The organism is Providencia lanzhouensis (assembly GCF_050469745.1).
Taxonomy (GTDB): Bacteria; Pseudomonadota; Gammaproteobacteria; order Enterobacterales; family Enterobacteriaceae; genus Providencia; species Providencia lanzhouensis.
In genome coordinates this window covers 121,174-136,900 of the sequence record NZ_CP174123.1, presented here as the reverse complement: position 1 = coordinate 136,900, position 15,727 = coordinate 121,174, and the positions used below count along the sequence as shown (strand labels likewise).

12 protein-coding genes and 1 tRNA gene are annotated in these 15,727 nt (G+C 41.4%); 10 read left to right on the top strand and 3 right to left on the bottom strand.

Annotated elements, in window-relative coordinates; all coding sequences use genetic code 11:
* Positions 1 to 33: 33 nt before the first annotated feature.
* Both ACIH2S_RS00580 and ACIH2S_RS00575 read left to right on the top strand, forming a co-directional pair.
* Positions 34 to 2,703, top strand: coding sequence for a fimbria/pilus outer membrane usher protein (locus tag ACIH2S_RS00580; protein ID WP_430247909.1), 2,670 nt, complete (start codon positions 34 to 36; stop codon positions 2,701 to 2,703).
* A gap of 81 nt (positions 2,704 to 2,784) precedes the next feature.
* Positions 2,785 to 3,993 carry a hypothetical protein gene (locus ACIH2S_RS00575; RefSeq protein ID WP_272536008.1) on the top strand — a complete coding sequence of 403 codons (1,209 nt, stop codon included), beginning with the start codon at positions 2,785 to 2,787 and terminating at the stop codon, positions 3,991 to 3,993.
* 146 nt (positions 3,994 to 4,139) lie between these two features.
* Here ACIH2S_RS00575 and ACIH2S_RS00570 read toward each other — a convergent pair whose 3' ends face one another.
* Positions 4,140 to 4,460, bottom strand: a complete 321-nt coding sequence (locus ACIH2S_RS00570) for a hypothetical protein (protein ID WP_108479666.1) — start codon at positions 4,458 to 4,460, stop codon at positions 4,140 to 4,142.
* 1,211 nt (positions 4,461 to 5,671) lie between these two features.
* Between ACIH2S_RS00570 and ACIH2S_RS00565 the strand changes: the two genes are divergently transcribed.
* The 6 genes from ACIH2S_RS00565 to ACIH2S_RS00540 all read left to right on the top strand — a co-directional run bounded on the left by ACIH2S_RS00565 (position 5,672) and on the right by ACIH2S_RS00540 (position 12,166).
* Positions 5,672 to 6,199: a fimbrial protein gene (locus ACIH2S_RS00565; RefSeq protein ID WP_036950066.1), complete on the top strand. Its 528-nt coding sequence runs from the start codon at positions 5,672 to 5,674 to the stop codon at positions 6,197 to 6,199.
* A 58-nt stretch (positions 6,200 to 6,257) separates the two neighbouring features.
* On the top strand, positions 6,258 to 6,971 hold the full coding sequence (locus ACIH2S_RS00560; RefSeq protein WP_108479667.1) for a fimbrial biogenesis chaperone: 714 nt from the start codon (positions 6,258 to 6,260) through the stop codon (positions 6,969 to 6,971).
* A gap of 14 nt (positions 6,972 to 6,985) precedes the next feature.
* Positions 6,986 to 9,541 carry a fimbria/pilus outer membrane usher protein gene (locus tag ACIH2S_RS00555; RefSeq protein WP_051422589.1) on the top strand — a complete coding sequence of 852 codons (2,556 nt, stop codon included), beginning with the start codon at positions 6,986 to 6,988 and terminating at the stop codon, positions 9,539 to 9,541.
* Positions 9,542 to 9,556: 15 nt separating this feature from the next.
* Positions 9,557 to 10,915, top strand: a complete 1,359-nt coding sequence (locus ACIH2S_RS00550; protein ID WP_036950069.1) for a fimbrial protein — start codon at positions 9,557 to 9,559, stop codon at positions 10,913 to 10,915.
* 2 nt (positions 10,916 to 10,917) lie between these two features.
* Complete coding sequence (locus ACIH2S_RS00545; protein ID WP_051422591.1) at positions 10,918 to 11,622, top strand: fimbrial biogenesis chaperone; 705 nt, start codon at positions 10,918 to 10,920, stop codon at positions 11,620 to 11,622.
* Between the two features lie 181 nt (positions 11,623 to 11,803).
* On the top strand, positions 11,804 to 12,166 hold the full coding sequence (locus ACIH2S_RS00540; RefSeq protein ID WP_036950146.1) for a YibL family ribosome-associated protein: 363 nt from the start codon (positions 11,804 to 11,806) through the stop codon (positions 12,164 to 12,166).
* Here ACIH2S_RS00540 and rhuM read toward each other — a convergent pair.
* Positions 12,163 to 12,360, bottom strand: a complete 198-nt coding sequence (rhuM, locus tag ACIH2S_RS00535; RefSeq protein WP_430248549.1) for a RhuM family protein — start codon at positions 12,358 to 12,360, stop codon at positions 12,163 to 12,165. The genes ACIH2S_RS00540 and rhuM overlap by 4 nt on opposite strands.
* 94 nt (positions 12,361 to 12,454) lie before the next feature.
* Positions 12,455 to 12,549 (bottom strand) — tRNA-Sec (locus ACIH2S_RS00530).
* A gap of 287 nt (positions 12,550 to 12,836) precedes the next feature.
* On the opposite strand from ACIH2S_RS00530, the gene prlC reads away from it, so the two are divergent.
* Complete coding sequence (prlC, locus tag ACIH2S_RS00525) at positions 12,837 to 14,879, top strand: oligopeptidase A (protein ID WP_154610016.1); 2,043 nt, start codon at positions 12,837 to 12,839, stop codon at positions 14,877 to 14,879.
* Positions 14,872 to 15,642, top strand: coding sequence for a 16S rRNA (guanine(1516)-N(2))-methyltransferase RsmJ (gene rsmJ, locus ACIH2S_RS00520; RefSeq protein WP_036950077.1), 771 nt, complete (start codon positions 14,872 to 14,874; stop codon positions 15,640 to 15,642). The genes prlC and rsmJ overlap by 8 nt, the downstream gene beginning before the upstream one ends.
* The last annotated feature ends 85 nt before the right edge of the window (positions 15,643 to 15,727 follow it).

Sequence of the window (15,727 nt, the reverse complement as noted above, 5' to 3'; positions counted from 1 at the left end):
GGGATTCTTGCATTCGCAAGATAAAGGAAGACCATGAAAAAAGCCCATAAAATTGCTGAACACCAGCCAAAAAATCCTTTTTTCCGTTATCACCCGCTGGCGTGTGTATTGCTATTGGCGGTCGCTCCAACACAGGCCGAAGATTACTTTGATCCCAGTTTTTTAGGGGTTGCAGGTGAAAACACAGACGTGGATTTATCCGCCTTCTCACAAGCCGGTGGCGTTGCTGAAGGGGAATACACCGTTTCCGTATTTGTGAACCAACAGGACGTGGGGCAATTTACGCTTAATTTTATCAAAAATACCCACGGTGAAATCGCACCGGAATTAACCCCTGAGCAGCTCGACACATTTGGGGTCAATGTGTCGCAAATTCCTGTCCTGAAAGACTTACCTAACGGCGAGTTTATTTCAGATTTAGGCGCCCTGATCCCACAAGCGACAACCCGATTAGATTTGTCACGCTTACGATTAAACATCAGCGTGCCGCAAGTGGCGATGCAATCTCAAGTCAATCGTAATGCCGATCCGTCATTATGGGACGATGGGATTCCGGCGCTCATGGCGAACTATAACGTCAGTGCAGGTCGCACCACCAGTCGCTATGATCACGGCAAAAAAAACCAAAATACCAACGTCTTTGCGTCCGCACGCTTGGGTGCCAATGCAGGGCCGTGGCGTCTGCGCAGTAACCTCACCCATTCCCGTTTCGAATACAGCGGGAGCGAGAACCAATCGGCCACGACCAACACCCAAACCTACTTTTCCAATACCACCCTATCACGGGATATTCGGGCATTACGCTCGACATTGTTAGTCGGTGAAAGCAGCACGGGCAGCGATGTGTTTGATGGTGTGCCCTTTAAGGGCGTGCAGCTAACCTCTAACGAGCAAATGCTGCCAAGCCAATTACGCGGCTATGCGCCGGCGATCAGTGGTGTTGCCAACAGCAACGCTCGCGTCACTATTCGCCAAAATGGCAATATCGTGTATGAAGCCTATGTGGCTCCAGGGCCCTTTTATATCAATGATATCCAGCAAGCGGGCTTATCCGGGGATTATGACGTCACAGTCACCGAAGCCGATGGCGCTGAACGCCAGTTTGTGGTGCCCTACTCATCTTTACCCGTGATGCTGCGCCCCGGCGGCTGGAAATACGAAGTGGCCTCCGGTCGCTATAACGGTAACTTGACCACCAGCTCACGTCGTTCTGACTTTATTCTCGGTACCGCTGTCTATGGGCTGCATAACGATGTCACGGTGTATGGCGGCGCCTTGCTGGCAAAAGATTATCAATCTCTGAGTGTGGGAACAGGAGTCTCTTTAGGTGACTTCGGTGCTGTCTCCACGGACGTCACGCACTCATCGGCTAAATTTACTTATTCCAACCCAGTTACCAGCTCTAGCGAGCGAAAAACGGGGCAATCTTACCGTATCCGTTATTCAAAAAGCTTAATGGCAACCGGCACGTCGGTGGATTTAACCGCATTACGTTACTCCACCGAGCATTTCTATAATTTTAGCGAATTTAACAGCCAAGGTTATCGCCTTGAAGAGGGTCTTAGCCCGTGGACTTTACAGCGTCGTCGCAGCAGCTTCCAAACCCAGCTCAGCCAACAGATGCAACAGTATGGCTCACTGCATTTTCGTGCTAACCGCGATGATTACTGGGGCAGCAGCCGAACCTTAACGGGTTTATCCATGGGCTACAGCAACAGCTTTAAAGGGGTCAGTTACGGTGTGAACTACAATATCGACCGCGTGAAAGACAGCCGCAATAACTGGCCGGAAAACCGCCAGCTCTCTTTTAACTTAAGCGTGCCGTTCAGTGTGTTTACCCAAGACCGTGATTTGCAGTCCATTTATGCCACCTACTCCATGAGTCATGACCAAAATGGACGCACGCAAAATAATAGCGGCCTGAGCGGCAGCTTTATGGATGGCAAGCTGTCGTATGGCGCGTCACAAAGCTGGGGAAATAAAGGGCAAATCGCGAACACCAACCTAAATGCAGGCTACCAAGGCGATAAAGGCAGTATCAGTACCGGTTATAGCTATAGCAATAATTCCCAGTCAATCAATATGAATGCCAGCGGCGGCGCATTACTGCACGCCGAAGGGCTGACATTAAGCCGCTCTATGGGGGATTCAGTTGCGCTTATCAGCGCGCCGGGCGCCGAAGGGGTCAGTGTTAATGGCGGAACCGCCGTGACCGATTGGCGAGGCTATGCCGTGGCACCTTATCTTTCCGACTATAACAAAAACAGCATTGGCTTAGACCCAAGCACGCTGCCTGAAAACGTCGATTTACCGCAATCCAATACCAACGTTTACCCCACCAAAGGCGCAGTGGTGAAAGCCAGTTTCCGTACCCGTATCGGCTACCAAGTGCTCATGACCTTAAAACAGGGTGCCAAGTATGTGCCATTTGGGGCAATTGCCACCTTAACGTCCGATAACAGCGCTGACAACATTAGCAGCATTGTGGGGGATGCCGGGCAGGTGTACCTGACGGGATTACCAGAAACCGGGGAATTGTTAGTGAAGTGGGGAGAGACCGCCGCACAGCAATGTCAGGTGAAATTCGATTTGCGCCATGTGGACGTCTCTGCGGATATGCCAATCCGCCAAGTCTCTTATCGCTGTGTCAGTGGGCAACCGCAAGCTCAGCCTATGGTATCGAATACACCAGAAACGCGTTAGTTATAGTCACCAGTAGGAGAAAAATAATGCAATTAGATCATCAAAAATGCTGGCGACAGACACCAGCGGAGGAGCACTATTATGCATAAGAATGAATCGTATTCTCGTAATAACACTTATTTGGGCACGGCTTGGAAATTGTTGTATGAGAAAAGTAAGTTAATGATATTAAGGTCTTACATATTAGCAATTTTTTATATTTTCAGTAGTCACTATAATATAGCTATCGCAGCAGAAACTTGGTCCGCCATATCAGGCAAAAGTACTTTGATACCTGATGTCGGATTGCAAAGCGAAAATCTTGAAGTAGGGGGTGGTAATTGGTCGCCTTATAATTACGTTTACCCTACCGCAATATCTATATCAACAATCAGTAATAGTGGTAGTTGTTCGTATCCGGAAAACTATCCTACATTTACTACGATTGATGGATATAGTGGGTTAAAAATTGCAGAGGGAATATTATTGATAATTGATGGTGCTGTTACAGGTACCACTAAGGCAACGACTAATTCAAACGCAACAAAAAACTTTACTATTAGTTTTAATGGAAGTGGTGGTGTTCCATATAGTTTGACTAATACTCTGAATATCCTTAGTACTGGATTATGTTCATCAGGGGTTGTACCACCGTCAGATAATCAATATACAGGGGCAAGCAGTGTCAATGTACGTTACTCTTTGTATATTTCACCATCAGCGTCAGCTGGTACTTATGTGATCCCCGACTATTATTGGCGTAAAGAGTCGGGTTCTATTGCCTCGAAAATTTTTACTATTAGTAATAGCACTATTACTATTGAGAAACCAATGATGTGTACCATTAACACCCCGCCTAAGATTGATTTCGGTAAGGTCAATGTTTGGGATTGGGGAGGCAATACTTCCGGTACACCAGGAGGGAATCGTAAGGATGTTTTAGGGGTGGCTGATGGGAATTTCATGATCAACTGCACTGGAGATAATGGCGCTCATTCTCCCGCTAAATTAACACTTAAGGGAAACACTCAAGGTTATGCAAATGACTTAAAAATGACGATGGATGCCACTGGTGAAGTTGCTCCTGCAACCGTACGAGCGTCAATTAAATCAATCAAATCAGCATGCAGCTCCGACGGAATATATTTTGATCCCAGCACAAACCCTGAACCAGGAAATGTCGTGGATTTAGGCGGACTTACCGTCGGTTCACACCAAGTCCCTTACCGTTTTAGCCTCTGTGCGCTTGGAGAAGGCTTTAAAATTGGCGCAGCCTCCGCCACTGCTACCGTCACCATTGATTGGGAATAACCTAGGTGAGTTTTCTGGTCAAACAGTGATTATTCTAAATAATAACTAAAGCGGCTGATCATCATTTAAATTATTTTCCTTCCCTTTAAAAATTAACCATCTCTTTAAATTGCATCTAAAGAGATGGTTACAGCCATTCTCCACTATTATTCTGAGATAAATTGTTCTTCATAAGCGTCTAGATGATGCTTAAAAAATTTCTCGAACTCTTCTGCTGACTCGACTAAAACCGTTACCTCGATGTATTGCTCACCAAACTTGTCTGAATGATCTTCAATCATGATAGATTTACAAAGGATCTCTTCATGGGTATCACTGCAATACAGTTTGCAGCTCACGGTACTGATATTGGGTTTATAAAACGGTGTTGGTACTAATTCACCAAAGACAAATCCCATTGGCGGGTCACTTTTTTCAAGTTCGCTCATCCCAATAATTTGGTCTTTGTAGATAATTTTATATTTCATTGGGAAGTCCTTTGTATCTCTTCACCATAAAATGTTATTTTAAAAAACCTCAAGCATTAAGAAACAAAATTACATCATAAAATTAACATTAAATAATAAACTTAAACATTACCCTCACAAAATCAAAACTAGCATATTATTTTATCATTACCAAATTAATTAGTTAATTTTAATGCGATAATGGTTTAATCAATATAATTTAGTTACCTTAATATAACTGGCTGATACTAAATATTAGCATTGAATTTTAATCAAGGGTCATACATTAAATGAGATGCTATTAATACCCTTCAGTATCACTATTAAAATTCTCTTACTGACTTTTAAAACTAAAGTATTAAGTCTTAAGTCTTAAGTCTTAAGTCTTATTAAACTTCATGTTTAAGACATATTTTTACCAATAAAACGAGTATTTAATATATTAAAAATAATCATTACCTCCCCCAAGAAAACCCAATCAATAAAAAATTAAAAACCGAATATAACTCCAATAAAAACAACTAAATACAACAACACCACCAACAATTTAAATTATTTTCATCTCAACATTCAGATACATTCAAAAAGAAATATAAGGTACATAGAAAGCGAGTCACCTTATTAGATGCACCATCAAAAATTGCTTTTTATTACTTTTCTATATAACGAATTAAGAATTATCTTAATTTTTAGGCGGAAACATTTTTTACTAAAAAATTTATTACATACGTTTTTCTACTTATCCTAAATTTAAATTAGTCTAACTAAGTTAACTTAGAGTGATTCATTTTTACTTATTTAATTAGCCTTTTGATTTTTCAGAATAATAAGCATCACTTATTTATCATTAATTATTTTTATGCTTTAAGATTTTGTATCAAAATATGTTTAATTGTTTCAAATTGAAAGTATTTACATCCCTAAATTTGTTTTTCACACCTTTTAAGTGAGTATTAGTTATGTTAATATTTTTTTGATTTAAATTTCCTTGTATTTATAGGGATACATTTTTAAATGTGGTAACGATAATAAAGAAATGAAATTCATTCTCATAACTTTATTTTCCTAACAAAGAAAAATTAAACATCTCCTTTAAACATCTCTCATTAACTTATTAATGAGATGGCTTTTAGCATCTTTAATAAATAATGTATTAGTTTTTCTTGTATCAATTTAATACTTTTTTGTAAGCAAATAAAAATTACATATTTTTGAATGGAGAGAATGTAATCATGAATAAATATTTAGTTATCGCAGCCTGTATTGTTTCTTCTAATGCAATAGCTGCTTCTAATAATACAATACGTTTTCAAGGCGAAGTTGCTGATGAAACATGTACTGTAACAATTAATGGAAACACCGCGTTACCTGTTGTTTTATTGCCAACAGTATCAAAGAAAGACCTAGCATCATCAGGTAGTACTGCTGGTGAAACACCATTTACCATCGCAGTGAGTGGCTGTACAGGATCGACAACTACAGATACAAATATCAACACCATTTTTGTTGCTAACAATATTACATCCAGTAACCGCGTTGGTAATACTGGTACGGCAACTAATGTTTCTTTAGAACTCATTGAACCAACTGGTAGTAAAGCCGCACTTGATGTAACAGGTACTAAATCTAATGCTGGATTAGTATTAAAACAAAATGAAAAATCGGCAACTCATGACTATGCCGTTCGTTATTATGCTGAAGGTCAGGCTGAAGCGGGTACTGTGTTAGGAAGTGTTCAATATTCTATTTCTTATAATTAAGCCCCTAATCTCTCTTCTCAAAAAGAAGAGAGATTGTTTTTATAAAAAGAGCCAAATAATGAAAAAATTTATTTTTTTTATTCTTTTTATTTTTGCCTTTGTTTCAAGCGCATCAGCATCTGTCACGATGTTAAAAACTCGTGTTGTTTATCTGTCAGATACCAAGTCAGAAACATTAAAATTAAAGAATAACGACAATACCCCCTATATCATGCAAATCTGGACGGATATCGATAATCCGAATTCAACACCAGCCGATGCAGATGGCCCTTTCATTGTTCAACCGACAGTATTTCGTATTGAGCCAAATACAGGTAGAGACGCGAACTTAATTTATACCGGAGGAAGTTTACCTCAAGATAAGGAATCCCTATTTTATTTAAATTTAGTGCAAATTCCTCCTCGCGATGCTGCTTCAAGTGAGAATGAACTTTCTTTTTTAATTCGCCATCGTATTAAAATTTTCTACCGTCCAACATCACTCTCCTCAGGAGCCGATGACATAGGGAAACATATCTCATTTTCAGGCATAACGTCTTCAGGTATCGAAGTTAAGAACAACTCACCTTATTTTTTATCATTGAACTCTGTAAAAGTATTCGGTCAAGCAGGTGAAAAAATAGAATTAATACCAACAATGATCCCGCCATTTGCCAGTAAAAAATTGCCGCTTAAAGATGAAAAAACCATAAATTCAAAGCAAGACAAAGTCATATTCTCATTTACCAACGATTTGGGTGGTAATGTCGAATACACGTATAAATATAATTAGTGGATAAAAATAAGATGACAATCAGACGTTGTTCCTATTTAAGGAGAGAAAACCTATCGTTTAAATACAAGATTGCATCTTATTGCTTTATTGCTGTTTTATTTATCTCTAAAGCTAATGCTCAACATCATGAGCAATCATTTGTCTTTGACCAAAGTATGTTACTAGGTGGAGGGCAAAATATTGATATTAATAAATTTAGTGAGAATAACTATGTCCCAACAGGGCAATATTTAGTCAATCTTTTTGTTAACAGTAACTTCTATGAAAAAAAAGAGGTTGAGTTCAAGTTAGATAAGACAGATACCACCTCTCCATGTTTTTCACCTGAAGAATTAGAGTCTATGGGCATTTTGCTCAAAAAAGCCAATGCTTCCATAGAAACAGAATCCGCCCAATGCTTGTTTATTCAAGACATTATCCCTGACGCTAAAGTGAGTTTTGACTCTTCTAATTTAAGATTAAATCTCCTCATTCCACAGATTTATATCAAACAAGATGCTAAAGGATTTGTCCCGGAAAGTAGCTTAAATGCTGGAACAGCGATGCTTTTCGCTAATTATGATACCAACTATTACAAAAATAAGTCCAAAGGGTACAACTCTGATTATGCGTTTGCCAGTTTCAACGGGGGAATAAATTTAGGTTTATGGCAGTTTCGCCAACAAGCATCAATGAATTACACATCGACAGAAAATAATAATGGCAAAAAAACGAAATTTAATTGGATAAGAACTTATCTGCAACGTCCTATTGTTTCACTAAAATCGCAATTGTTAGTTGGTGAAATATCTACCGCTGGTTCAATTTTTGGCAGCCTTTCATTTAGAGGCATTCAGTTAATTTCAGATGATCGGATGCTGCCTGACTCGCAAAAAGGATATGCGCCCGTTATCCGTGGTGTCGCCACAACAACCGCTCGCGTCTCAGTAAAGCAAAATGGCGTTGAAATCTACCAAACGACGGTATCTCCAGGCCAATTTGAAATCACAGATTTATACCCAACCAGCTATGAAGGCGACCTGCTTGTTGAAGTTCAAGAAGCAAATGACAAGGTAACATCATTTGTTGTGCCTTTCTCTGCCGTACCTGAGTCTGTTCGCCCAGGATATACTCGCTATGCTATCGCGATGGGTGAATTGAAGAATTTCAACCGAATAAATAATCGGTTTGTTGATGCATCTTTTCAGCATGGTTTAACAAACATGCTAACGCTAAGCAGTGGTATCCGTGCAGCAGATAAATACTATGCGGCTTCTGTTGGAACAGTACTTGCGACTCAATTTGGTGCTTTTGGGCTACAATCCGCCTTTTCTAATGCTGATATCAATGGTGAAACTCATCAGGGCGCGCGAGTTGGCATAAATTACAGCCGTACTTTGTCGACAACAAATACGATTATTACATTAGCTGGCTATAAATATTCAACTGAAGGGTTTCGTGAATTAGCTGATGTTTTAGGTGTGAGAGGAATGAAATCAGAAAATGAAGTCTGGAACTCCAATACCTATAAACAAGAAAGCCAAATGGTGCTACACATCAACCAATCTTTAGGGGAGTGGGGACAAGTTTTTACATCGGGTTCAATCAATAATTATTATGGTAACCGTGAACGCGATACTCAATTCCAACTAGGGTATTCAAACACATATAAAAATATTGGATACAGTATTGTTTATAGCCAACAAAAAGTTGGACATGTTAACGACAATTACACGTATAGTGATCAACGTGATAATTCAAAAACCGATAAAATCGTGATGTTCACGGTTTCAGTCCCTCTGGGAGGGAGCTATGACTCTCCTATGCTGATGCTCGGTGGTACAAATAGCGACAGTAATTCCAGCTATCAAGCCAACCTATCTGGAATTATGGGAGAAGACCAAACACTCAGTTACAGCGTGAATGCCGACTATGATGCGAATAATAGAAATGTAAGCTCAGGAATTCATTTAACGAAACAATTTCCTGAAGCGACAATTTCCGGCAGTGTATCTAAAGGTGAAAATTATACTCAAGGCAGCCTTTCTGCTAGGGGAGCCATCGTTGCTCATGGTGGAGGAGTCACCATGGGTCCGTATGTTAGCGACACATTTGCGTTAGTTGAAGCGCAAGGCGCTAAAGGGGCTAGAGTGATTAATGGTTCTGGCGCTTCAATTGATAGGTTCGGATATGCAATTATCCCGTCTCTCATCCCTTATCAATACAATAACGTTGGCTTAGACAGTAAAGAAATTGAGGATAATCATGTTGCATTAGCTGAAAACTCCCAAAAAATTGCACCTTACGCAGGTGCCAACGTAAAACTGAAGTTTAATACATCCGTAGGTTATCCTATCCTTATTTCTATACCTCAATCTATATCATTACCTCTGGGTGCAGACGTTTATGATGCCAACAAACAAGTCGTTGGATTAGTAGGACAAGGAAATCAGATATACGCTCGAGTTGAACAATTGAATGGCACTCTATCCGTTGCCCAGCAATTAGGCGATTGCCACGTAACGTACAACATTCCTGATGACAAAAAAGCATTGAGTCTTATTTTATTAAATGAAACTTGCGAGTAAGTAAAGGCGATTAAAATGACAACATCTTCTTTTGCAAAAATATTGCTAGCCCTGCTACTTTCTTCTTTTACTACCTATACATTCGCAACATGCTATCGAATCACATCAATAAATACGAACTCTGGTAGCGTATATTATACCGAACCTGGAAAGGGAACGGCTGGTGCTTGGGGAGGGTCTACGGATTCATCGGGTACAATGGGTACAACGCCAAGAGTTATTAATATTAATAATAATAACTTTCAACCTTTAGGGTCTTTAATCGCTACAGGATATGTTTCTTTTTTAGATTCAGGTTCTGCACGTTATGAACCGGAACAAATTTTATTTCGTTGCACCGCTGATGAAGATGGGTTTTTAAAAGAATTCTATGCCACCAATGGTGATTCAGCATATGCTGGCATGTATCAAGCTAACCCTGCTTTAGGGCTCGATCAGACCTATACAACCATCGTTAATGGTGTCGGAATTAGAGTTAAGAATGTCAATACAGGGGAGTATTTTTCTCGCTATTGGAAATCTCGCCCACTAACAAATCTAGATAGAGATAGCCAAGGTTGGATTCTGGTTAAAGCCAAAAACTTTTCCGACTCAAGCATAGAGTTATTTAAAATTGACTATGGTTCAGGAGTTCCCGTGCCAAGCGTAACAACGGGGACTGTTTCTTGGACTCAACCTTCTACCTATACGGCGTTTAAATGTAAGCAATGCTCTTTAAACGTAACGGAGAATGCAGATTCCGCATACTACTATAATGGTTGGTATCTATATTGGCCCGGAGCCATTAATTTGCACCAAAACATCGTTGTTAGACGAGCCGCCACTTGTATGGTTGAAAACGTGACACCAAATGTATTTTTCCCATTAATCTCTAAGAATGAGATCGATAATAATGTGAAAGTCACCGCGCCTATTAATATTCGATTTCAGTGCCAATCCGGCTCCCCTGCAAATAGCGGACTTTCAGGGTTTGTCAGCGGAACCGCAAATACACAAACTGCGATGGGTTTTTTACCTAACCCAGCAAATATTACCTCTGCCATTCAAGAAAACTTAACCGTTAGTTCGGGATCCGGAGTCACGCATTTACTGTCAAATGGGTATGGCATGCCAAACATTGCAACAGGCGTCGGGGTTAGATTGTATCAACTGAACGGCACGGCTTTAAATTACCTATCGTCTTTATCAAACACCGGTCAAGGAGCGGCTAATGGGTGGTACCCTGTTCTGACCGATGCTATTTCTGTTGGTGTAGTCAATGGCGTGACGACGTATTCTAAAACAGTCAATGCCTCACTTGAAAAGATCCCAGGTAAAGTCGTCAAACCCGGAAAGTTTGATGCAACTGTTCAAGTGATTATTCAGGTTCAATGACAATGAAATCTACCTTATTCGCGTTAATGATCTTGCTTTCTTCTTATAGTCAGGCAGCAATGATGATTGAAGGCTCACGGGTTATCATCAAGCATTCTCAAAGAGAAGCAACATTGCCCATTAAAAATACCAGTAAATACCCAGTTATTATCCAAAGCTGGGTTGATGATGGGGCTCCCGATGGCACACCAGAAAAAGCAAGTCACTCTCCTGTCATTGCTATTCCTACTATTTTCCGCCTTAATGAAAACGAATTAAAATACATTCGGTTAGTTAATAAATTTATGCCATCTTCAACAGACAGAGAATCACTTTATTGGCTAAATTTATATGAAATCACACCGACCCCTGACAATGAAAAAGGCAATGCCAGTATTATCAATGTCGCAGTCAGGCTACAAATTAAGGTCTTTTACCGACCTGATAACCTTAACGCGACCATTGGTGAAATAAGCGATCAAATCCAATTTACGTTAGATAAAGGAAGCCAACGCTTAACTATCAAAAACCCCACCCCTTTTTATATTACGTTCAATAAACTACAAATGGGTAAAACAGAAGAACAACTACCGACCATGTTATTGCCCCCCTTTTCGGAGCAACAGACTGAAATTAAAAAAGATAATACTAATAACAAGATACTGTTTAGCCTCATTGATGATTCCGGTGAACAAAATCATTATGAAAAAGAAATAATTGTCCGCTGATAATTCAACTCACCATGCTTCGAATTGGTTTTTGAGTAAAAATAAGCAGTGAAATAGTGATAGATAAATCGCAAATAACCGTATTTTGATGATGAGCCTTAATAGGTGCTATCCCCTTTCGCCCTCTTATGCGGAATGATGTATACTTGCCGGCAGGAAATTTATTCACGGTTAATTAATGATGAAAGAAACTGAAAAAACACAGATTAAAACGCTTAGCGACCGCTTAGACCTTATTCGTCACCAAATGGCAAGTATGCAACTGTCGACCCAAGCGGAAAAATACGCCGAGCTCGAAAAAGAAAAAGCGACGCTGGAAGTTGAAATCGCTCGTCTGAAAGAAATGCGTAACAAGAAGCTAAGTAAAGAAGCACAGAAATTGATGGATATGCCATTCAAGCGCCCTATCACAAAGAAAGAGCAAGCGGATATGGGCAAACTGAAGAAATCCGTACGAGGCCTCGTTATTGTCCACCCAATGACAGCATTAGGTCGCGAAATGGAGTTGGATGCTATGACCGGTTTTTCTAAGACTGATTTTTAATAAGAAAAATTTGTCTTAGATCGTGTTTTGCCTAGATTAAAAAATGCGCGGTTTCTATATTGGAAAGCGTGCAGTTCTCTGACAAATTGTGTGCTGCGAACAGAACGGACGCGGTAACCGACCATAAGAATGGCAAGTAAACTATAGTAATCGACCTCTCTGGAAACCTGACCATTTCCCTCTAATCGAACTATCCGGAACTTCAGGATGATTGAGTTTTGAGCAAGTCTTTATAGATTAAGACAAACTACAAAAAATGGTATTAATACGAAGATAGAGGGAGAAAAGTGGCGGAAGATCACAGGAGTCGAACCTGCCCGGGACTGCTGGCAGCCCCAACTGGATTTGAAATCCAGCCGCCTCACCGGAGACGACGATCTTCCTCTATTTGGTAGGTGTTCGATTATAAACTGAATTATTTATTTTCCAAGGTATTGTGAGAACAACCATTCAAATTATTGATACACGCCAATAATGCCACGCCATTCTCAAAAACTGATAACAAAAAGCACAAATGTGATATTGAGGTTTATACAATTGCCCCCATATACTTATTCATGTCTACATACGGCGCGCTGATTTCACAAATAGTCACCCCGCCAACACTTTCATTGTCAGCACAGTAAGCCTTGGCTCCCGAGCGCAAGCCTGCATTCAAGGATGTTTTTTTATGACAAACTCATTATTAGCCGATTCCGCATTACCCCGTTTTGAACATATTGAACCTGCACATATTTTCCCGGCAGTTGAACATGTTTTAGGCGAATATCGCCAAACCGTTGAAAATATTCTGGCAGCCAACAGCCACTACACTTGGGACAACCTGTGCCAACCATTAGAAGAAGCGAGCGATAAACTCTCCCGCGTTTGGTCCCCAGTGAGCCACCTACATTCTGTTAAAAATAGCCCTGAGCTACGTGAAGCTTATGAGCAATGCCTCCCATTACTGTCCGAATTCAGTACATGGATGGGACAACATGAGCCACTGTATCAAGCTTATAAATCCCTCAAAGAAGACGCTGGATTTAATCAATTAAGCCAAGCTCAACGCAAATCTATCGAAAATACCCTGCGTGATTTTGAACTGTCCGGTATTGGTTTACCTGCTGAAAAACAGCAACGTTATGGTGAAATCGTCGCACGTTTATCGGAGATCGCCTCTAAGTTTGGTAATAACGTCCTAGATTCCACAATGGGTTGGTCAAAACTCATTAAAGATGAAAGCGAGCTGGCAGGCATGCCAGAAAGCGCCATCGCCGCAGCAAAAGCCATGGCGGAATCTAAAGGTGAAGAAGGTTATTTACTGACTTTAGATATGCCAAGCTACCTGCCTGTCATGACCTACGCCGATAATGCAGAGCTACGCCGCGAAATGAGCTATGCCTATAGCACTCGCGCCTCCGACCAAGGCCCTAACGCAGGTAAATGGGATAACAGCGAACTTATCGATGAGTTAATGGCGTTACGCCATGAGCTGGCTCAACTGCTTGGTTTTAAAAACTTTGCCGAAAAATCCCTCGCCACCAAAATGGCAGAATCCCCTGAGCAAGTTTTAGGTTTCCTGAATGATTTAGCAAACCGCGCTCATCAGCAAGGTAAAGAAGAACTCGCGGAACTGACCGCATTCGCGAAAGAAAATTATGGTGTTGATACCCTCGAATCTTGGGATTTAGCCTATTACAGCGAAAAACAAAAACAGCATAAATTCTCACTTAATGATGAGCAATTGCGCCCTTATTTCCCAGAGCAGCGCGTGTTAAATGGGCTGTTTGAAGTCGTTCACCGTATTTATGGTTTAACGGCTAAAGAGCGCCAGGATGTTGAAACTTGGCACAATGATGTCCGTTTCTTCGAACTGTATGATGATACCAATACCCTACGCGGTAGCTTCTATCTCGATTTATATGCTCGCGAGCACAAACGCGGCGGTGCATGGATGGATGATTGCGTGGGTCGTATGGTGCATAAAGATGGTTCACTGCAAAATCCTGTGGCTTATTTAACTTGTAACTTTAATAAGCCGCTAGGGGATAAGCCTGCTTTATTTACCCACGATGAAGTCATCACCCTGTTCCACGAATTTGGTCATGGTCTACACCATATGCTGACCCAGATTGATGTTGCCGATGTGGCGGGTATCAATGGGGTTCCATGGGATGCCGTGGAATTACCAAGCCAATTTATGGAGAACTGGTGCTGGGAACCTGAAGCCCTTGAGTTTATCTCTGGTCACTATGAAACTGGCGAACCTTTGCCAGCCGATATGCTACAAAGCATGTTAGCCGCGAAAAACTACCAGTCGGCGATGTTTGTACTGCGCCAGCTTGAATTTGGTCTGTTTGATTTCACCTTACACGCGGAATATGACCCAGCAAAAGGCGCGCAAGTGATGCCAACGCTGTATGCCATCAAAGAAAAAGTTGCCGTGGTACCATCACCAAAATGGGGGCGTTTCCCGCACGCATTTAGCCACATTTTTGCCGGCGGCTACGCAGCGGGTTATTACAGCTATTTATGGGCGGATGTGTTGGCTGCTGATGCGTTCTCTCGCTTCTCTGAAGAAGGCATTTTTAATCGCCAAACTGGTCAATCCTTCCTCGACAATATTTTAAGTCGCGGGGGTTCTGAAGCGCCTATGGTACTGTTCGAGCGTTTCCGTGGTCGTAAACCAGAATTAGATGCGATGTTGAAGAGCTACGGTATTCATGGCTGAAAATATTGCTATCCAATTAATCTGTGAAGAGGGTGCCGATATTGGCACTCTCAATCAACTTGCTGAAAAATGGCAACTCACACATACACCTGACGCCTTGATGGCATTGGTGTTAACCCCCGAAAACCTGCAATTACGCAAAATGGATGAACCAAAATTAGGCGGCATCTTTGTGGATTTTGTCTCAGGCGCGATGGCGCATCGCCGTAAATTTGGTGGTGGACGCGGTGAGGCGGTTGCTAAAGCGGTGGGGATCAAAAAAGAGTATCTGCCCGATGTAATTGATGCGACAGCCGGTTTAGGGCGCGATGCTTTTGTACTGGCGGCTTTGGGCTGTAAAGTACGGATGTTAGAGCGTCATCCAGTGGTAGCTGCACTGCTTGATGATGGTTTACAACGTGGTTATCAAGACCCTGAAATTGGGGAATGGCTACAATCACGAATGTCACTGATCCACGCATCGAGCATTACCGCATTAGCCGAAATTACTGAAGCGCCGGACGTGATTTACCTCGACCCGATGTACCCACATCGGCAAAAAAGTGCATTAGTGAAGAAAGAGATGCGGGTGTTTCAGTCATTGGTCGGGGCTGATGATGATGCAGATTCTTTACTGGCACCAGCCATTGCGCTGGCAAAACGCCGTGTTGTGGTTAAGCGACCTGATTACGCCGAACCGCTTGCGGGGCAAAAAGCACCTTCAGCAGTCACAACCAAAAGCCATCGATTCGATATCTATCCCTGTATTAAACACAGCGATTAAAACGTAACGGCGAAGGGCGTTTGTACGGTTTATCACAGCGACAAACTTGTACGACCGCCCTTTCGCTTACGTTTTGAGTTAAACC

What these genes read in the sequence shown, in the direction of transcription:
- prlC (WP_154610016.1), top strand. Translation starts at nt 12,837, where the DNA reads ATGACAAACTCATTATTAGCCGATTCCGCATTACCCCGTTTTGAACAT.
- rsmJ (WP_036950077.1), top strand. Translation starts at nt 14,872, where the DNA reads ATGGCTGAAAATATTGCTATCCAATTAATCTGTGAAGAGGGTGCCGAT.
- ACIH2S_RS00550 (WP_036950069.1), top strand. Translation starts at nt 9,557, where the DNA reads ATGACAACATCTTCTTTTGCAAAAATATTGCTAGCCCTGCTACTTTCT.
- ACIH2S_RS00570 (WP_108479666.1), bottom strand. Translation starts at nt 4,460, where the DNA reads ATGAAATATAAAATTATCTACAAAGACCAAATTATTGGGATGAGCGAA.
- ACIH2S_RS00560 (WP_108479667.1), top strand. Translation starts at nt 6,258, where the DNA reads ATGAAAAAATTTATTTTTTTTATTCTTTTTATTTTTGCCTTTGTTTCA.
- ACIH2S_RS00540 (WP_036950146.1), top strand. Translation starts at nt 11,804, where the DNA reads ATGAAAGAAACTGAAAAAACACAGATTAAAACGCTTAGCGACCGCTTA.
- ACIH2S_RS00545 (WP_051422591.1), top strand. Translation starts at nt 10,918, where the DNA reads ATGAAATCTACCTTATTCGCGTTAATGATCTTGCTTTCTTCTTATAGT.
- ACIH2S_RS00575 (WP_272536008.1), top strand. Translation starts at nt 2,785, where the DNA reads ATGCATAAGAATGAATCGTATTCTCGTAATAACACTTATTTGGGCACG.
- ACIH2S_RS00565 (WP_036950066.1), top strand. Translation starts at nt 5,672, where the DNA reads ATGAATAAATATTTAGTTATCGCAGCCTGTATTGTTTCTTCTAATGCA.
- ACIH2S_RS00580 (WP_430247909.1), top strand. Translation starts at nt 34, where the DNA reads ATGAAAAAAGCCCATAAAATTGCTGAACACCAGCCAAAAAATCCTTTT.
- ACIH2S_RS00555 (WP_051422589.1), top strand. Translation starts at nt 6,986, where the DNA reads ATGACAATCAGACGTTGTTCCTATTTAAGGAGAGAAAACCTATCGTTT.